Source organism: Rhodanobacter sp. C05, from assembly GCF_002001165.1.
Taxonomy (GTDB): Bacteria; Pseudomonadota; Gammaproteobacteria; order Xanthomonadales; family Rhodanobacteraceae; genus Rhodanobacter.
The window spans coordinates 36810-56359 of record NZ_MUNQ01000012.1; the positions used below are offsets into that span (position 1 = coordinate 36810).

General features: G+C 60.8%; 15 protein-coding genes. 5 read left to right on the plus strand and 10 right to left on the minus strand.

Features of this window, described 5'->3' with window-relative positions; genetic code table 11:
• Position 1: 1 nt before the first annotated feature.
• The 8 genes from B0E51_RS11490 to B0E51_RS11530 all read right to left on the minus strand — a co-directional run bounded on the left by B0E51_RS11490 (position 2) and on the right by B0E51_RS11530 (position 11170).
• The gene (locus B0E51_RS11490; protein WP_077445057.1) at positions 2–1342 is read right to left on the minus strand and encodes an AAA family ATPase; all 1341 of its coding nucleotides are present in this window, start codon (positions 1340–1342) and stop codon (positions 2–4) included.
• Positions 1339–2295: a reverse transcriptase family protein gene (locus B0E51_RS11495; RefSeq protein ID WP_077445058.1), complete on the minus strand. Its 957-nt coding sequence runs from the start codon at positions 2293–2295 to the stop codon at positions 1339–1341. Before B0E51_RS11495 ends, B0E51_RS11490 begins: the two co-directional genes overlap by 4 nt.
• 768 nt (positions 2296–3063) lie before the next feature.
• Complete coding sequence (locus B0E51_RS11505; RefSeq protein ID WP_077445060.1) at positions 3064–3477, minus strand: hypothetical protein; 414 nt, start codon at positions 3475–3477, stop codon at positions 3064–3066.
• Between the two features lie 92 nt (positions 3478–3569).
• Positions 3570–4517 (minus strand): RDD family protein, encoded by a 948-nt coding sequence (locus tag B0E51_RS11510; protein WP_168172632.1) that lies wholly within the window; start codon positions 4515–4517, stop codon positions 3570–3572.
• Positions 4518–4668: 151 nt separating this feature from the next.
• The gene (locus B0E51_RS11515; protein WP_077445062.1) at positions 4669–5436 is read right to left on the minus strand and encodes a hypothetical protein; all 768 of its coding nucleotides are present in this window, start codon (positions 5434–5436) and stop codon (positions 4669–4671) included.
• A 273-nt stretch (positions 5437–5709) separates the two neighbouring features.
• Complete coding sequence (locus tag B0E51_RS11520) at positions 5710–9381, minus strand: methylmalonyl-CoA mutase family protein (RefSeq protein WP_077445063.1); 3672 nt, start codon at positions 9379–9381, stop codon at positions 5710–5712.
• A 242-nt stretch (positions 9382–9623) separates the two neighbouring features.
• Positions 9624–10556 carry an alpha/beta hydrolase gene (locus B0E51_RS11525; protein ID WP_077445064.1) on the minus strand — a complete coding sequence of 311 codons (933 nt, stop codon included), beginning with the start codon at positions 10554–10556 and terminating at the stop codon, positions 9624–9626.
• Between the two features lie 11 nt (positions 10557–10567).
• A complete protein-coding gene (locus B0E51_RS11530) occupies positions 10568–11170 on the minus strand; it encodes a TetR/AcrR family transcriptional regulator (RefSeq protein WP_077445065.1) in 603 nt (200 codons plus the stop codon).
• 181 nt (positions 11171–11351) lie between these two features.
• Between B0E51_RS11530 and B0E51_RS11535 the strand changes: the two genes are divergently transcribed.
• From B0E51_RS11535 to B0E51_RS11555, 5 genes are all read left to right on the plus strand, one after another.
• Positions 11352–11681, plus strand: a complete 330-nt coding sequence (locus tag B0E51_RS11535; protein WP_077445257.1) for a YXWGXW repeat-containing protein — start codon at positions 11352–11354, stop codon at positions 11679–11681.
• Between the two features lie 104 nt (positions 11682–11785).
• On the plus strand, positions 11786–12130 hold the full coding sequence (locus B0E51_RS11540; protein ID WP_077445066.1) for a YXWGXW repeat-containing protein: 345 nt from the start codon (positions 11786–11788) through the stop codon (positions 12128–12130).
• Between the two features lie 136 nt (positions 12131–12266).
• On the plus strand, positions 12267–12620 hold the full coding sequence (locus tag B0E51_RS11545; protein WP_077445067.1) for a YXWGXW repeat-containing protein: 354 nt from the start codon (positions 12267–12269) through the stop codon (positions 12618–12620).
• A gap of 252 nt (positions 12621–12872) precedes the next feature.
• A complete protein-coding gene (locus tag B0E51_RS11550; protein ID WP_077445068.1) occupies positions 12873–13976 on the plus strand; it encodes a Glu/Leu/Phe/Val dehydrogenase dimerization domain-containing protein in 1104 nt (367 codons plus the stop codon).
• Between the two features lie 255 nt (positions 13977–14231).
• On the plus strand, positions 14232–15389 hold the full coding sequence (locus tag B0E51_RS11555) for an isovaleryl-CoA dehydrogenase (RefSeq protein ID WP_077445069.1): 1158 nt from the start codon (positions 14232–14234) through the stop codon (positions 15387–15389).
• Positions 15390–15393: 4 nt separating this feature from the next.
• Here B0E51_RS11555 and B0E51_RS11560 read toward each other — a convergent pair whose 3' ends face one another.
• Positions 15394–17265, minus strand: a complete 1872-nt coding sequence (locus B0E51_RS11560; RefSeq protein WP_077445070.1) for a beta-galactosidase — start codon at positions 17263–17265, stop codon at positions 15394–15396.
• Between the two features lie 85 nt (positions 17266–17350).
• Positions 17351–19444: an enterotoxin gene (locus tag B0E51_RS11565; RefSeq protein WP_254424507.1), complete on the minus strand. Its 2094-nt coding sequence runs from the start codon at positions 19442–19444 to the stop codon at positions 17351–17353.
• Between the last annotated feature and the right edge of the window lie 106 nt (positions 19445–19550).

A 19550-nucleotide genomic window follows, 5' to 3' on the forward strand; every position in this document is an offset into this window, starting at 1 on the left:
CTCAGATGTGAGGTGGCGGTAGGAAGCCAGATAGATTTTCTGCGATTTCTTGAAAATGTTCTTCGTGTCTGTCTATCAGGTAATCGAAGATCTCTGCCTGGGCGGCGATGCCCTGCTGTTGCAAGTCGTTATTAAGGCTTTTTCCGCTCGTGTAATCCGGTTTAGGAATTTTGAACGGGAAGTCGGGATCGTTCCTGCTTGCATCAAGAAGAGCTTCTTCCACGCTATCGAGCGGGATCAAGTGAATGCTTGCGTGGCTCGCATACTTCTCATTCTTCTGATCAGCATCAAGGATAGCAATCACTTTTTCGGGGGAGGCCAAGAACTCCTCGGCCTCATTGCCTTCGATGAGTCCGGCTACTTGAGATGCTCCGCCGATGAAGATGACTTTGTAGCGAAGAATGGTCGTGGGGCAGTATCTTTTGACGAGGTGATGAATGAAGGAAACCAGCATCTTGTCCTCAGTCAAAATGTATCTGTCACACCCCACAAATCCGAAAAGCCTCGCCATTGCGTGGCTGTAGGAGGTAGGGCTGATGGACACTTGGCCATCCTGCTCTTCCATGTAGAAGAGCTCGTCAACTTCTAGCTGCCGCATGAGGGCGAGCGAATGGGTAGTGAAAATAATCTTGCACCCATATTGAGCACAGAACCCCCTTAGCCAAGTTGGGAGGTTTGCTTGGGCTGCCGCGTCTAGAGATATGTCGATCTCATCAATCACCAGCAGTTTTGCGGGGCCTTTTATCGTTCGATAAAGGTTGATTAGAAAGTGTTCCCCGGAACTGAGGTAGTCTTCGCGGATATAGGTCCCGTCCGTCCTAACAAGCGCGTAGTAGCTCTTCCCCTTAGCTTTGACTTCCGCCATCGTCGAGTAACGGGTCGATTCGTAGACAGAGTTGAGAAAGGAGATTAGTTCCTCGGGTTGTCCATAGGTTCCCAGCGCAATGGTTTTCCGAATGTCTAAATCCGCCTCGCTCGCACTCTGAAAAGAGTTAAAACGAGCTCCGTGTGGCATGGGGAGCTCAGCTGCAACGAGATTGCGCAACTCGGGAGGGATTGGGTCACGACAGTTAAGTGAGCGAATTCCAACATCGTAGGCAAAGGTTACGCTTATGTCATCGAGGGTATAGACAATACGACTGCTTGCCGAGAATGCGTAGGGTGTGGCTGTTCTTACAAACGTGTCAGCGTTCGATAGATTCTTAAAAGCTCTCACCAGCGTCGTTTTTCCTGCCCCATTCCGACCGACAAGGCACATCAGTCCATTCGCCGCGAGATCTACATCGAAGTTAAGGTTGGCCACATGCTGGATGGCCTCAAGTGTTACCTGAAGGCGGCTCATTGAGCAGACCTGTGCAGGAGGCTATCAATGACGGTGGTACCAAACTTGGACCTTAGCTTCTCAAAATAGGCAGTATCCGCTGCATGCGCATAGCTGATAAGGCCGCTGAGGCGCTCCAAGCCTTCTTCCATTCCCTCGCCGCGCTCCTCTTCAAAGATTTTTGCCAACCGAGAGCGGTCGCGAATGTAGAAGTGAATCCAAGACTCAATCCGGTTCCTGACACCTCGGTCGATGACGATGGAACCCGTGGGCAAAATGACCAAGCCCAGCAGCTTAATTTTTCTGCCGATTGTCGTTAGCTTACTTTTGCTTTGATTGAGATTGAAGCCATCTCCAAGCTCGGAGGTAAGGCACTCTTCGATGACAGTGCTCGCATCTGCGATCTCTACACGATCACTTGCAGAGATGATGATGTCATCTGCGTATCGCGTATAAATCCATTCGCGCCTTTGGCTGATTGAAGCCAAGCTGTGGTCAAAGCCCAGCAAGCAGGCGTTGCTAAGGAGTGGAGAGGTTGAATAGCCAATGGGGAGCTTCCCGTTGATAGTGAGCAGCGCCAGAATGTGCTCGATGTGGTCGGAAAGGTCCGTTACGGGTGTCTGGTTTCCCTGAAGCACACTCCGAACCAGTGGCGTGGTGATGCTGTCGAAGAACCGCTCCAGATCCGTCTGAAAAAAGGCGCGGCTTCTGGAGTGCGGACTCACCGCCTGCAAAGGGGTCGATCCTTTGCGATAGGCGAATGACACAGCCGTGTTGACGGGAAGGTGTTCAAGGACAAACCCATTCAGGAAAAAGTGGAAATCCTTCAGAGTCTTGGAGGGCTTATAAATGGTTCGACTATTCCAGCGCACTGGGCTGTAGTGTTCCTCTGGCTTGAGTGCCAGAAATTCTTCGAACCGATATTTCCCGTGATACATGGCGTCGAACAGCTGTTGAAGTGGCCGTGGGGTCATAGATCACTTGCCTTGCGCAGTCTTCAATTGAGTGAAGCGTAGCCGATCGCTAGTTCTGAAACGCACATACGAAATGCCCGGTCGGGCCTGAGCCTGCGACCGGGCATACGTAAGTTCATGAAACGCCCTAGGGACCAGACATTAGACTGGAGCTACTCCTAGTCGCTGGTATGAAAAAATGCTAGCACTGTCGTTTGAGGCGGGCAAGTAGGGCCATGTAATGACCCAGCGGATCGTGCACCAAACCAGGGGTCATAGGTAGGTGTCAATCAAACCCGGGCATGCTCATTTTCCGTCGTCCGCCTTCTCAGGGAGGGTAATCTTCCACGCTCGCGAAAGGGAAGTTCGCACGTCGGCACCGGCTTCGTGTTCCAGCGCAGTGATGGAACCCAGTCGCTCGGCAACGAAATCACGCGTACTGGGCGCGCAACCGGCAACGCATACCGCAAGTGGCTCCATCAACGCGAGAAGTACTTCGCATCCTTCGGCTGTCTCGAGTAGAGGTTCGACGATGTATCGCACGGTATCGTCAGCCTTATCCCTAAACTGAGCGGCCTCGATGAACTTCTCGCCACCACGTTCCATCAAATTCGCGAGATTGGATACAATTAAAGTAATTAAAGGGGACGTGGCTAATTAATTTCGTCGACCATGCTGGCTGACCATGCCGGTATGCTGTATTTAATTGGCCACGTCCCCTTTGTTCCGGCGCAAGCAGCCATTGGATAGGCCTGCAGACTCGATCCACCCGTTTGCAGGTCTGCTGATTCATCGTGCGGCCGCTAGCTTCTTGCGGCCTTTAAACCAGGCATCGCTCGAATAGCTGAACAACAAATACATCGCATAGAGCAGCACGATTACTCGTACCACGCTTGTCACCGCCATCACGGGGTCATGACTGAATTCAACCGACAGACCACGAACTGTATACGCGATGCCGAAGAGAAGCAGGATCAAATACGTGGCTCTCGCCCAGTTACGCCCCTGCGAAATCTTGTAGATGAAGAACGCCGAGAACAGAAAGGTAAGCAGGAATGTCGAACCCAGGATCGCCAGGGGAAGCTGGGTTCCAAATCGAAAGATGTGCGTGATGCTGTTGATCAGCCCCAGCGCCAACGCAGCCCAAAGGCAAAGAATGCCGAGGCGAACTTCCCTTGGCTTGGCAGATGCCTGCGTCTCCATTCCCCTACCCCCGATCTGTCCCTTGCTTCGCAGCGAACTGATACGTGCCCACTATCCGACGAAACTCTCTATCTTGCCGAGAGACGACTGACTTACTGCAACTCACCCGGTTTGAACGAATACCCATGCTTCTTCCAACCCGACGCGATGCCCATGTCGTAGCCGTAGATCAGCGTCACCACGACCACATCCTCGTTGGCGATATCCGGATCGGTTTTCGCCATCAGCTGTGCGATGTGCTTGGCCATGTCGCCATCTTCAGTCAACGGCGCATCCAGCCATAGCGACGACTGCAGAGAGTGCGTGGTTTTGCCGCCATTGAAGGATGACCACCCGCGCACGACCTGCGCCGTCATGACATGGGGCTGGGTCGACAGCGTCTGGTACAGCGGCAGGATGCCTGCGAAAGTCTGGGTCTGCGCGAATCGACTTGCCACCGCTGGCGCGCTCAGGGCGATAACCGCGAGCAAAGCCACCACGACGACATGCCCACGCCACATGATGGGAAACGGTACTGGCTGGGCCGCGCGATCGAAACGCTCCACGTACGAGCCCACCGCCAGGTCGTGCAGGGATTGCCGCGTGCGGCGATTGAACAGGTAGAGGTAGATGATGGCGAACATGCCACCGAATACGACGAGGGCAAGCAGGTAACCCAGCGGCGTCGACATCGCCAGCTTGGGATCAAGCGGCAGGCCATTGGCAAAGAACGGAATGCCCAGCACGACGTAGCGCAGCAGCGAGCGCGGCAATGACAGCAACTGGTCGTGGCCATCGACGACACGTACACCCAGCCAGCGTTTGCCGAGCGTCTGTCCGCCGCTGATGCGGCTGTTGCAGATACCGAAATACGCCAGCGCGATCGCAAAACCGATCAACTTCGCATAGGCACCCATGTGTGCCAACGTATCGAAAAGCAGCGCGCCCAGAATCCAGCCGACCAAGCCGAGCAGGATCAGGTCGATCACGAAGGCGCCCAGACGACGCCAGAAGCCGGCTATCTCGCGATCCGGCCCACCTTCCCCATGCAATGCGTCCATGTACTTCCCCCTGAAGTCGAGACATCTTGCAGCAAGAATCATCGGGAGGCGAGGTGCGCTGCGGCAAAGGCGCACATTGACCGCCCAACAAAAAACCGCCCTCAGGCGGCCTTTTGCCAAGAACAGAAAACCCGTCCTGTTCTGCAACTCGTTACTCGACGGTAAACGACGCGATCTTTGCTTCGTTGATACCAGCCGGCGATTCCACGCGCGCGGCAACGGCTATGCCGTATTTTTCCAGATAGACATACGTCCATTTCGATCCAAGTACGCCGTTCTGGTTGAAAAACTGGCAGGTCATCTTCCAGGATTCGCCCGAGAGTGTCTTGTTCAATTCCGAAGCGGACTGCGCACCATCGCGCACGCATGACACGCTACCGTCGTGGAAATTCATGATCTGCACGGTAGTGCCCCACTTGTACGTGTATTGGAGCCCGGTCTTCAGCGATGAAACAGGATCGAAATGTTCAAAGCTTTTTATCTGCATTTCCATCGGAGCGACGTTGGCACCCAGGTTCATCGACTGCACTTTTGTCGTCAAGAAATTCCGGTAGCTGATTCCGTACGTTTGGGAAACCGGCACGCCATTGCGCGAATTCTCCATGATGAACTGGACAAGACCGTTACCTACATTGGTAACCGTGTTTGTTTCATTCGTTTTGAATTCCTTGCTCTTGTCTTCGGTGTTGTTGTCCCAGTCGAGTTGGTACACCACACGCTTGAAGTTGACCTGCGAGCCATCTGCGCTGCTGATCGTTTTGAGCACCCCAGCCGGCAAGTTGCTCGGCGAAAAATGGCTCGTCAGAAAACCAGTCTTGTTTTGCTGAACATCCTTGACTTGCACGGGATTCAAGCAACCCGACAAAAGACTGACGGCCGCACCGCAGAGTACAGCGCGCATGGTCCATTTGAACTTCATCACTATCCCGACCCCTGAGTATTGTTGGCATCCTTGGGGCGACGCCGTTCCGCCGCGCCGGGTATCGACCCAGCCACCGCATTGCAACGTTCGTCACCCACCCCTGTTGGCGTCTGGCGACGCCAACAAAAGCATGCGCGATCCGGCAGCTACGGGAAAGCCCCTTGTCGAAAATATTTCGCCGGGTATGGAGCGTGACCTGAGCTTGGCCTAACTCCAGAACAAAAAAGCCCGTCAGTTGACGGGCTTTTTTTCTTGCGGCGCAGAAAAATTTTACATATTCCGCCGATACTCCCCACCCACGTCATACAGCGCATGGCTGATCTGCCCCAGCGAGTTGTACTTCACCGCCTCGATCAGCTGCTCGAACACATTGCGCCGATCGCGCGCCGTCACCTGCAGCACCTTGAGGCTATCTGAGGCCAGCGCATTGCGCGCCTCGCCGTAGCGCTTCACGTTGGCGATCTGCTGCCCCTTCTCTTCCTCGGTCGACCGAATCAACTCGATCTCGGTAGCGATCTCCCCGCCATGATCCTTCGGCAGGAACGTATTGACCCCGATCAGCGGCAGCGAGCCGTCGTGTTTCTTGTGCTCGTAATACATCGACTCTTCCTGGATCTTGCCGCGCTGGTACATGGTGTCCATCGCGCCGAGCACGCCGCCGCGCTCGCTGATCGCCTCGAACTCCTTGTACACGGCTTCTTCCACCAGGTCGGTGAGCACGTCGACGACGTAGCTGCCCTGCCACGGGTTCTCGTTGAAGTTGAGGCCGAGTTCCTTGTTGATGATCATCTGGATCGCCACGGCGCGGCGCACGCTTTCTTCGGTGGGCGTGGTGATCGCTTCGTCGTAGGCGTTGGTGTGCAGGCTGTTGCAGTTGTCGAACAGCGCGTACATCGCCTGCAGCGTGGTGCGGATGTCGTTGAACTGGATCTCTTGCGCGTGCAGCGAACGGCCGCTGGTCTGGATGTGGTACTTCATCATCTGGCTGCGGCTGCTTGCGCCGTAGCGCTCGCGCATGGCACGCGCCCAGATGCGGCGGGCGACACGACCGATGACGGTGTACTCCGGGTCCATGCCGTTGGAGAAGAAGAAGCTGAGGTTGGGCGCGAAGTCGTCCACGCTCATGCCGCGCGCGAGGTAGTACTCGACGATGGTGAAGCCGTTGCTGAGGGTGAAGGCGAGCTGGCTGATCGGGTTGGCGCCCGCTTCGGCGATGTGATAACCGGAGATCGACACCGAGTAGAAGTTGCGCACCTTGTTGTCGACAAAGTACTGCTGGATGTCGCCCATCATGCGCAGCGCGAATTCGGTGCTGAAGATGCAGGTGTTCTGTGCCTGGTCTTCCTTGAAGATGTCGGCCTGCACGGTGCCGCGCACCGCCTGCAAGGTTTCCGTCTTGATGCGCGCGTAGGTTTCCGCATCCACCAGCTCGTCGCCGGAGACGCCGAGCAGGCCCAGGCCCAGCCCTTCGTTACCCTTGGGCAGCTCGCCGTGGTACTGCGGGCGTTGCACGTCCTTGTAGATCGCGGCGATCTTCTTTTCGGCGGCGGCCCAGCGGGCGTCGTCCGCGCGCAGGTACTTTTCTACATTTTGGTCGATCGCGGTGTTCATGAACATCGCCAGGATCATCGGCGCGGGGCCGTTGATGGTCATGGAGACGGAGGTGCTGGGCGCGCTGAGGTCGAAGCCGGAGTACAGCTTCTTCATGTCGTCCAGGGTGGCGATGTTGACGCCGGAGTTGCCGATCTTGCCGAAGATGTCCGGGCGCGGCGCGGGGTCTTCGCCGTACAGCGTGACCGAGTCGAACGCGGTGGACAGGCGTGTGGCGGCGCCGCCCTGGCTGAGGTAGTGGAAGCGGCGGTTGGTGCGCTCGGGCGTGCCTTCGCCGGCGAACATGCGGGTGGGATCCTCGCCGCTGCGGCGGTACGGATACACGCCGCCGGTGTACGGGTAATGGCCCGGCAGGTTCTCGCGACCGAGGAAGCTGACCAGCTCGCCCCAGTCCTTCGACTTCGGCGGCGCCACTTTCGGAATCTTCTGGTGGCTGAGCGAGTCGCGGTAGTTCTCGACGCGGATGACCTTGTCGCGCACCTTGTATTCGTTGACGTCGGTGGTGACCGACTTGTACAGCGCCGGCCACTCGCGCAGCTGGTGGATGGCTTCGTGGCTGAGTTCCTTGAGGGCTGCGTTGTAGCGTTGGCGGAGGAGCAGGAGGGAGCGGTCGACGACGTGCTTTTGCTCGTCATTCCGGCGAAGGCCGGAGGAGCTTTTCAACAGCGAATGCTGGTCATCCAGGGCCTTTGAATCGTGCGCTTCGCGCGATGTATCTGACTGGATCCCAGCTTTCGCTGGGATGACGACTTCGTGCAGGTCTGCGTTGCGGTACAGCTCCAGCGGACGCGGCAGCTTGTCGTCGCCGAGTTCCTTCAGCGCCTCGTAATAGTGCTGCGCCTTGCTGGCGAACTCGGCTTGGTGCTCGATGCTGCTGTTGATGCTGCGTCCCTGCTCGGCGATCTCGGCGAGGTAACGCACACGCGAGCCGGGAATCAGCACGGTGGCGCGCGGCGACTTGAGCGTGGTGTCGAGCTGGGGTTTCCAGTCGAGCTTGGCGGAAGAGCCGACCCCACCCTGCCCTGCCCTTGAAGGGGAGGGTTCAATAGCCGCCGAGGTTCCGAGATGCAGCTTCTCGCGCATCAGGCGGCAGAGGTTGGTGAACATCCAGGTGACGCCCGGATCGTTGAACTGGCTGGCGATGGTGGGATACACCGGCACGTCTTCGTCTTTCAGCGAGAACGCGGTGCGGTTGCGCTTCCACTGCTTGCGCACGTCGCGCAGTGCGTCTTCGGCGCCGCGCTTGTCGAACTTGTTGAGCACCACGAGCTCGGCAAAGTCGATCATGTCGATCTTCTCGAGCTGGCTGGCGGCGCCGTATTCGCTGGTCATCACGTAGACCGGGAAGTCGACCAGGTCGACGATCTCCGAATCGCTCTGGCCGATGCCGGCAGTCTCGACGATCACCAGGTCGTACGGCTGGCTCTTCAGGAAATCGATGCAGTCGTGCAGCACGATGCTGGTGGCGGCGTGCTGACGGCGCGTGGCCATCGAGCGCATGTAGACGCGATGGCTGCGCAGCGAATTCATGCGGATGCGATCGCCGAGCAGCGCGCCACCGGAACGGCGACGCGTGGGATCGACCGCGAGCACGGCGATGCGCATCTGCGGGAACGCGTGCAGGAAGCGCAGCAGCAACTCGTCCACCACCGACGACTTGCCGGCGCCGCCGGTGCCGGTGAGGCCGAGCACGGGCGTGTGCTTGCCGGCGAGCTTCCACTGCTTGCGCTGGTGTTCGAGTTCGGCGTCGCTGAGCTTGCCTTCCTCGATCGCGGAGAGCATGTGGCCGATCGAGATCTCGTCGTCGATGTCGACCTTGGGCACGGCGCTCGGATTTGATCCGGCATGTTCGGACTCGGCGCGCTTCGTCGCGGCCGAGCCGGCGCGATGCATCACGTCCTCGATCATCTCGGTGAGGCCGAGCTTCATGCCGTCGTTCGGGTGATAGATGCGCTCGACGCCGTAGGCTTGCAGCTCCTTGATTTCTTCCGGCGTGATGGTGCCGCCGCCGCCGCCGAACACGCGGATATGGCCGGCGCCGCGCTCGCGCAGCATGTCGACCATGTACTTGAAGTACTCGACGTGGCCGCCCTGGTAGGACGACAGCGCGATCGCGTCGGCGTCTTCCTGCAGCGCGGCGCGCACCACGTCTTCCACCGAGCGGTTGTGGCCGAGGTGGATCACCTCCGCGCCCTGCGACTGGATGATGCGACGCATGATGTTGATCGCCGCGTCGTGGCCATCGAACAGGCTGGCGGCGGTGACGAAGCGCAGCGGCGTGGCTTCAGCCTGCGTGGCGCCGGCGGGGACGTGCTTGGCGGGGGAACTCATGGCAACTCCGACATCGTGTGCTTGAACCTCACGATTCTAGTGGATCGCCGGGGAGTGCGGAGTTTTGGGCCTTCCGGCGTGTCATCCCGGCGCAGGTGCCATCCACCGTTACGTCATCCCGGCGAAGGCCGGGATCGCATTTGCTCCTCCGCCTTCCAGAAGCGATCCCGGCCTTCGCCGGGATGACGGCAATATTCCTTGAGGCTCCCAAGGCTTGAGGTTGCCAAGGGGCGAAGGGAAACCTACACGCAGAGCGACAGATTCGTGCTGCCGATGACCCGCGTGCCAACCTGCTCGCCGCGGATGAAGGCTAGCGCCGCATCGATCACTTCGGGCGCATCGAGCACACGACGATGACCGAGCCCCTGCGTAGTGAACAGGCGCGCACCAGGCCAGTAGTGCGCATAACGTTCGCCCTCGCCCCACGGCACATCGTCGTCATCGAGGTCGTGCACGATCAGGCCGGGCGAACCCAGCGCGGGCAGATGGTGATGCACCTGCAGCTGCTCGACGCTGACGCCGGTACGGCGCAGCAGCCACAGATAGAACGCTTCACGCAGGTAGCCTGCAAGGCGCACGAAACGGAAGAAACGACCGACGGCCGCCGCCATGTCCGCGGCAGGCGCCACCAGGATCAACTTGCGCGCACGCCAGGCTTCGTCCTGCGCCAGCGTGACGGCAGCACCACCGAGCGAGTGACCGATCGCCAGCGCCGCCTCACCGTAGTACTGGCCGACGGCGTGCACGGTATCGGTGAATTCCGGCAGTGTGCACAGCTTGCCGCTGCTGTAGCCGTGGCCGGGTTGATCAAACGTGACTACGGCGTAACCCTGCGCGCGCAGCTTCGCCACCCACGGCAGGAAACGCAGGCCGAAGCTGGACCAGCCGTGTGCCAGCAAGGCGTAGGGCTGCAGTACCGGATCGCCCCAGACATAAGTGGCGATGGTTTCGCCGTTGACCTGAAGCTGACCGCGCTGCATCTCGTCATCGCCCTGCACGGCCTGCGCGCGGGTGCGGCTGCTGGCGAATGGCGTGGCGAACAGCTGCGCAGCACGCTTTACAGTGTGCTGCGGCGCCAACCGGCTGCCAAACGCAAAACCGGCACGCACGGTGCCCAGCTTGAAGCGGGCAGCCAGGCCCGGACGATTGATCGCAGCGGTGGATTTGGAGGACATGGGCGTCTTCCTCAGTTTTGCCAGCTGCGCCAGAGACGCTCGAAGGCCTGCGCGGCGCGTTGGCCGGCCTCGTCGAACCCGAACAACCCGGCATCGTGGTGCAAGCCGAGCATCAGTGCGTAGATTTCGAACGCGAGCTGAGCGGTATCGGTATCGCTGCGCAGGTGCCCTTCGGTCATGGCCTGTGCAATGGCTACCTGCAATCCACTACGCCAGTCGGCCTGCTGTGAAACCACTTTATCGTGCAGTGCACCATTTCGTCCATCGTATTCGCTGGCCGCGGAAAGCAGCACACAGCCGCTCCGGTGTTCACGCCCCCACTCAAACCAGTTGGCGACGATGGCACGCAGGCGCGGCAGCCCGCGCGGCTGCTTCAAAGCGGGCAACAACACCTTGGCCCTGAAACGCTGCGCCGCCGCCTCCAGTACCGCAAGCTGCAGTTCCTCACGGGAGCCGAAATGGGCGAATACGCCGCTCTTGGACATGTTCACGCCGGTGGCCAGCGTGCCGATGGACAAGCCTTCCAGACCGTCACTGCGGGCCATCGCATAGGCGTGGCCGAGGATCAGGTCACGGGTCGAAGCGCGTTTGCCGGAATGGGTGGCCGTAGTCATGGAAACATAAATAGCACGACCGTTCGTTCCTTTCAAGAAGCAAGGCGCTTGCTTCCGCGCGAGGCCCTTCACCTGCCCCGGCCGAAAGCTGAACGAGCGTCTGGACCAGGGTCAACACGTCCCGTTCCACTCCGTTATCGTCATCACAGCCGCGCCATGCGGTAACGACGGAGGAACCATGATGAACAGCCTGCCCCTGAAACTGGCCCTGCTTGCCGGACTCGGCCTGACCTTCGCTGGTGTGACCTACGCACCGCCGGCCACGGCACAAGTTGCGATTGGCGTCGGCATCGGTGTCGCGCCGCCTGCTCCACGCTATGAGCGCGTACCGCCGCCGCGCATGGGTTATGTCTGGGCGCCGGGTTACTGGCGCTGGGACGGGCGTTATCGTCGCCATGTGTGGGCCGGCGGTTACTGGGTACGCGCACGTCCCGGTTACCACTATCGCCCGGCCTATTGGGTGCAAGGCCATGGCGGCTGGCGCTTCCACCAAGGCTATTGGGGCCGCTGAACGCGCAACAACCTGCGAGTGACGGACGGCTGTCGCAACAGCTTCCGCACAAGCCACACTGGCGTCGTAACTTCCCATCAACCTCATCCGGAATAGACCCTGCCATGTCCATTCGTCTTGTTGCTCTCACCTCTCTCGTTGCCGTCACCGCACTGGCCGCCGGCTGTGTGGTGGAACCGGCGCGTCCTGTGGTCTACGGACCGCGCCCTGATCCAGGCTATGTGGAAGTGGTGGCACCGCAGCCACCGCCTGCCATGTTCGTGGAAAATGTTGAGCCGCGCCCCGGCTTTATCTGGGCGCGTGGCTACTGGCGCTGGGACGGCCGCCATTATGTCGCCGAGCGCGGCCACTGGGAGCGGATGCGCCCCGGCTACCACTACGTGCACCCGCATTGGGAACAGCGCCGCGACGGCTGGCACTGGCGCGTCGGCGTGTGGGCGGCCGGCTGATACGCATCGCGTTCGATCTGCAGGAAACGCCCCGTCTGACGGGGCGTTTCCTTATGGGCTGCGGCGATAACGCCGTGCCTGCGCGTTAGACTTTGCGCCGACGGCCCGATCATTCCCTGCACAGGAAACTGCACCCATGCTTTACCGCTTCGTAGCCCTTGTCTTGCTGGCCGGCGTCACTGCATGCGCTGCCGGTTGCGCCGAGCAGGCCGCCCAGGGACAACCCGTCGTCCACCATCCCCTGATGTACCGCACTTACGCGAACGATGTGGTGGCACCACGGGCACCGCCACCGTTTGTGATCGAGGCGGTTCAACCGCGTCGCGGCTATGTCTGGGTCCACAGCTTTTATCGGTGGGATGGTCATGACTTTGTACCGGTTGCTGGCCGCTGGGAGCCTGAGAAGCCCGGCTATCGCTATGTGGATGCCAGCTGGGAACAACATCGCGATGGCTGGCATTTCCGTCCGGGCAGATGGCTGGACCTGTGAGCCACGATTGATCCGAACTCCGTCTGCGCAGCTTTTCACGCATGGACGCGCTCCATACGCCGTCGACTTGCTGCGCCGCGACACCCGCTCGCGACACGACGTATTAAACTTGACGCTTTAGATTCATCGCCCCGGCTTCGGTCGGGGCGATCAGTTTTCGCTGTTTCCATACCTCGGCGGGTTCCCTGCATCCCCTCCGCCGCTCATCTGTAGATGCCCTCCGGCACCGTAAATCATGGAGTCACCGTTCCAATGATCTTTGAAACCATCGCCAAGACCGGTCACGAAGAAGTCGTGTTTTGCCACAACAAGGACGCCGGCCTGAAGGCCATCATCGCGATCCACAACACGGTGCTGGGCCCTGCGCTCGGCGGTTTGCGCATGTGGCCGTACAAGACCGAGCAGGAGGCGGTGAACGATGTACTGCGCCTGTCGCGCGGCATGACCTTCAAGAACGCGGTGGCCGGCCTGAACCTGGGCGGCGGCAAGGCGGTGATCATCGGCGATCCGAGCAAGGACAAGTCCGAGGCGCTGTTCCGCGCGTTCGGCCGCTTCGTCAACTCGTTGAACGGCCGCTACATCACCGCCGAGGACGTCGGCATCGACGTCAACGACATGGAATACGTGTTCCGCGAAACCGAGTACGTGACCGGCGTGCACCAGGTGCATGGCGGCTCGGGCGACCCGTCGCCGTTCACTGCCTACGGCACGCTGCAGGGCCTGATGGCCGCGCTGCAGTTCAAGCACGGCAATGAAGACGTGGGCAAGTACAGCTTCGCCGTGCAGGGTGCCGGCCACGTCGGCAGCGAGTTCATCAAGCTGCTGCGCGAACAGGGCGCCAAGGTGTTCGTCACCGACATCAACAAGGATGCGGTGCAGCGCTGCGTGGACGAGCTGGGTTGCGAAGCCGTGGGCCTGGACGAGATCTACGACGTCGACGCTGACGTGTATTCGCCGTGCGCGCTGGGTGGCACGGTCAACGCGCAGACGATCGACCGCATCAAGGCGAAGATCATCTGCGGCGCGGCCAACAACCAGCTGGCCACCGACGAGATCGGCGACGAGTTGCAGAAGCGCGGCGTGCTGTACGCACCGGATTACGCGGTCAACGCCGGTGGCGTGATGAACGTCTCGCTGGAAATCGACGGCTACAACCGCGAGCGCGCGATGCGCATGATGCGCACGATCTATTACAACCTGGGCCGCATCTTCGAGATCAGCAAGACGCAGAACGTGCCGACCTATCTGGCCGCCGACCGTCTGGCCGAAGAGCGCATCAACGCGATCGGCAAGATCAAGCTGCCGCACATGGGCAACAACGGCACCCGCTTCCAGGGCCGCATGCGCGGGCAGTAAGCCGCGCCGTCGCCTAAGCAAAAAGCCGCCAGTCCATCGGCGGCTTTTTCTTTGCTCCTCTGGCCGAACGACCAGTTTTTTATTTGCTCCTCCCCCTGCTTGCAGGGGGAGGCTGGGAGGGGGTGCTTTTCCCTTGACCCAATCAACCGCAAGAGCCCCCTCCCCAACCCTCCCCTGCGCACAGGGGGGGGAGCCAAGTGCTATTGCCAACCCATCACGCGCTAAAATGACCATCTGCACACCAAGGAGTTCGTGATGCGCCCGTTTCCGCTCGGAGAAGACATCGATCTGCTGCGCCATACCGTGCACGCATTTGCGGAAAAGGAAATCGCCCCGCGCGCCGACCGCATTGACCGCGACAACCTGTTCCCGGCCGACCTGTGGCACAAGTTCGGCGAAATGGGCCTGCTCGGCATGACGATACCAACCGAGTACGGCGGCACCGGCATGGGCTTCCTTGCGCACATGGTGGCGATGGAGGAGATCTCGCGCGCTTCGGGTTCGGTGGGGCTGTCGTACGGCGCGCACTCCAACCTCGCCGTGCAGAACATCTTCCACAACGGCAACGAAGAACAGCGGCGCAAGTACATCCCCAAGATGTGCACCGGCGAGTACATCGGTGCGCTGGCGATGAGCGAGCCGGGTGCCGGTTCCGACGTGGTCGGCTCGATGACCTGCAAGGCCGAGAAGAAAGGCGACGTGTGGGTCGCCAACGGCAGCAAGATGTGGATCACCAACGGCCCCGATGCCGACGTGCTGCTGGTCTACATGCGCACCGCACCGCGTCCGGCGGGCAGCCGCTGCATGACCGCCTTCATCGTCGAGAAAGGCATGAAGGGTTTCTCCACCGCACAGAAACTCGACAAGCTCGGCATGCGCGGCTCCAACACCTGCGAGCTCGTGTTCGAGGATTGCGAGATTCCGCACGAGAACATCGTCGGCGAGGTCAACGAAGGCGTGCGCGTGCTGATGAGCGGCCTCGACACCGAGCGGCTGGTGCTGTCCGGCGGCCCGCTCGGCCTGATGCAGGCGGCACTGGATCTCGCCCTGCCCTACGTGCGCGAGCGCAAGCAGTTCAATGCGCCGATCGGCACGTTCGGTGTGATGCAGGCGAAGATCGCTGACATGTATACCGCGCTGCAGAGTTCACGTGGATTTGCCTACATGGTGGCGCAGCAGTTCGACAACGGTGTGAAGTCGCGCATCGATCCGGCGGCATGCCTGCTCAATGCCTCGGTCAATGCGGTGCAAGTGGCGCTTGAGGCGATCCAGACGCTCGGCGGCAACGGCTACATCAACGAGTTCCCGGCCGGCCGCCTGCTGCGCGATGCCAAGCTGTACGAGATCGGCGCCGGCACCAACGAGATCCGCCGCATGCTGATCGGTCGCGAACTGTTCCACGGCAAGGCCTGATCCGCTAGACATGCAAGGTCGTCGCGCCATGAATCGGCGCGGCGACGGTCTGGTGCAGATCGAAGATCAGCAGTTCGTTGTCACCGTGGCGGAACCATGACGCGGGACAGTACAGCCGTTGCTGCGGACCGAGGTTCCAGTAGCGGCCGAGCAGCTGGCCGTTGACCCACAGATAGCCCTTGGCCCAGCCCGACAAGTCGATATAGCTGTCACCGAGCCGGTCAAGTCGCAGGATCGCCTTGAAGAAGATGCCCGGGCGCGACGGTGCAGCGACCACCGGTTTCAGTTGTCGGATATAGCCATCGTCCAGCGGCAGACTGTGTACATCCCAGTCTTCGAGCTCGTCACCATTGAGGTGAATGCTGCCGACGATGCCCTTGCGGTCGGCCATCGCCTGGCCGTAACCGACGTGACCGAAGCTGTCGACAAGAATGTCGAGCTGAGAAGCATCGCCATCAACGATGGCTGGGAGATCGACCCGGTTGCCTGCTCGCAGTTTGGCGTGCTGCACGCGCGAAACGTAATCGACGTAGTGCCCATCACGAAACACCGTGGCGTAATCGCGCACGCCGTCGAGCATCAGGGCTGCGGCGGCAGCAGGGATGTTCCTGCGATACAGCACCAGGCCGTGATCCTGCGCGAACAACAATTCGTTCGCCTGCGGATTTTTCACGGCCTTCGGCGCTGGCAGGTTGTCCCATAGCGAGGCATGCGCCACCGGCGTGATCGCCGCGAAACGGATCACAGGTGGTGTCGCCGGCACATCAGGCAGCGGTTGCGTTGCATGCGCGGCAAGCAGCGCGCGAAACACGTGATACTCGGACGTGGCCTCACCGCGCTCGTTGATCGGCGCACCGTAGTCGTAGCTGGTGATCACCGGCTCGAAGTGCGAGTAGTCGCCTTTCGCATTGGCGCCGGCGCTGAAGCCGAAATTGCTGCCGCCGTGCACGACATACAGATTGAACGAACGCCCCTGTTGCAGCAGCCCGCGCAGCGTTGCGGCGAAATCACCGCGCTGAAAATCCCTGTCGCCCCAGTGCGTGAGCCAGCCCGGATAGCCTTCGCCCACCCACACGGGCGCATCACCGGCGATCGTCTGCGCCGTGGCGAAACCGGTATCGCCGTCCAGACCCAGCACCGTGCCGGGCAGATAGGTGTGCTGTTGCTGGAGCTGGCCGAGGCCATCGGAAATCGTGAACGGACCACGGATACCGTGCGTCTCCCACAACGCCTGCAGCTGTTTGAGGTAATCCCGATCATGGCCGAACGAGGCGTATTCGTTCTCTACCTGCAGCATCAACACCGGGCCGCCGTTGTACGCCATCAGCGGATGGATGAGCGGCGCGATCGTGTCGATGTAGCGCCGCACCGCCGCCATGTAGTCGGGATCGTCTCTGCTGCGCACGCGGATATCCGGCTTGCGCAACAGGTAGGGTGGCAGGCCGCCGTAATCCCACTCGCCGCAGATATACGGGCCGGGCCGCAGGTAGACCCACATGCCCTCGCGCTGGCACAGCCTGATGAAGCGGACAAAATCCCGGTTGCCGGTATGCAGGTCGAATTCGCCCGGCTCGCGCTCCAGGTGGTTCCACATCAGGTAGATGGAAATCGTGTTGAGGCCCATCGCCTTCGCCATGCGGATGCGATGCAGCCAGTACTCGGCAGGGATGCGTGCCGGATGCATCTCGCCACTGCGGATCTGCAGCGGCTTGCCATCCAGCATGAAGCTGTGTGCCTTCAGCTCGAGTCGGTGCAGACGACCATCCGGGAGTTGCCCAGTCGCGGCGCCTGTCGAAACCGAGACAGCGTGACTGCGCAGGCTCAACGCAGCCAGCGGCGTCAGTGCCGTCAGGCGCAGAAAATCCCGTCGCCGCATGAGGCTTCTCTCGTCGATCAATGAACGGTGACGGCAGCCTCACGGCAGGCAGAGATTGCCCTGTCTGCCGTGAGATCCGGCGCACTCAGGAGCCGGATTTTGCCGGTGTCAGTTCCAGTGTCAGCACTTCGAATGGAGCCAGCGTGATCGTCTGCGGATGGTCCGCATCCAGTGCCAGCGAAGGCTTGCCGGCATCGGCCTGCCATGGGCTGTGCGCACTGAAACGGCGGGCCGCATTGGCTGGCAACTCCAGCTGGCGCTGCAGGTCGATCACCGCCAATTGCGGCTTCGCATCCGGATTGCGCAACGTGATGATCGCCTTGGCCGGCGACCACGAGGCCCAACCGTACACATTCAACCGACCCGGATCGCCACCGATCCAGTGCGTGTCGCGCAGCACGTCGGCATTCGCGCGCGACCAGCGCGCGGATTCGGCGAGCACGTCCCAGTCCTGCGTGCTCAGCAGCGACGGCGTGATGTACATCTCCTGCAGCTCGGTGCCGGTGCCGAAATACGAATGCACTTCGTTGGCGAAATCGTGGCCCGGATCGGTGTTGAGCTTGCGGTTCTCCTTCGCATAGATGATGCCGTGGAGCATCAGCGAATTGAGCGGGAACAGCGGCCCCTTGATGACGATGTTCTGGTAGGTCTGCAGATCGCGATAGGTGATCCAGCGCTCGCGCGTGCTGCCGACGCCGGTTTCGCTGTCGTCCTCGCCGTCACGCCAGATGGTGTCGGCGTAGCGCAGCCAGAACGGCGACGGATAGGTACCGGTGGTGAGGTTGATGAAGGTGTCCGGCTTGTCCTTGCGGATGTCCCAGATCAACTGGATCGCCGCGGCAAAATCGCTGTCGAAGCGGCTGCCGGGAAACACGCTGTCGGCATTGCCGGTGCCGTCGAACTTGAACTGGTTGATGCCGTTCTTGTCGAGCAGATCCATCACCGCGTCATGAAAGCGCTGGTAGTAGTTCGGGCCGGACAGCGCGAGGCCATCCTTGACGATTTCGTAGCCAGACTTCGCGCCGCGCGCGGCGCGTTCCTTGGCCGGCGGACCATAGCCGCCCCAAGGCGACAGCCACACACCGGGTGCGGCGCCGTATCTGGCCGCAGCCTGCTGCAGCGGCGCGAAGCCGTGCGGAAAATCCTTGCTGAAGTGCCAGCTGCCGCTGCGATCGTCCCAGCCGTCGTCGAACAGGTACGAGTCGAGCGTCACGCCACGCTTCACATGCAGCTCGTTGCCGATCGTGTTGATCCGGTCCAGCGCCTGCGCTTCCGTATACGGCGTGAAGTAACCGATGTCGTACCACGAGTTGTAATGCAGGAAGGTGCGATACGGATGTGCCCGTTCGCGTTCGACATAACCGGCGAAGTCGCGCCGCATCTGGCCGTCGCGCACCACGCCGATCACCGCCGAATAATCGATCGTCTTGCCCTGCTCCAGCGGCAACTGTCGTGCCAGGCTCAGCTTGACGTTGCTGCCGCGCACCTCGCTGTCCGACAGTGGATGCTCGAAGCCGAGATAGACATCACCGGCCGTAACCGGCGAACCCTGCACGTCACCCCTCACCTCGGCATCCGCCACCTGCGTTTCCAGCAGCGACACCTTGGCAATCTTCTCGCCCTGCTTCAGCGCCGTGATCGACACCAGCTCGCGCAGGTAAGGCGAGTCATCGCGCTGCACCAGCTGCCAGTCGACCCGGAAGCGGCCGTCGGCATCGCCGAAACTGGCCTGGATCGACTTGCCGGGCAGACGTTCGGCCAAGCGCGATGCATTTGCGTTCACCGGCAGCGCCTGCTCGCGTGGCGCGGCCAAAAGATGCATGTCGGCGGCACGGATGATCGTGCCATCGGCCATCACCAGTGCGAACGGCGCCAGCATCTTGAGCGACTGCTGATGCACGCGGTCCACGATGACCATGTCGGTGAGATGCTGCTGATCGACTTTCCAGCTCGCCTCGATCGCGGCATTGCCGAAACGGTCGGCACCCGACTGCTCGACAAAGGCCGGTGCGCCGGGATGAAGTACCAGCTTGCTGTTGTCGACGACGCTGTCAGCGTGGGCCATGCCGACGCCGAGCAACGTGGTCAGCAGGCATGCGGTGAGCCACGAAGCACGCAATGGAACCCCGTTTGCGGCTGGTGTCTTTATCACCGATGGATTGAAACGAATACGAGACATGGAAAACCTTCCTCTGTTGGTTCGACAACTGCCGCTCGCAGCTACCACGAGCGACAGGTTTTGCTGACCTTCCACAACATGCCGTCCGGAGTCGATCCGGACGGCA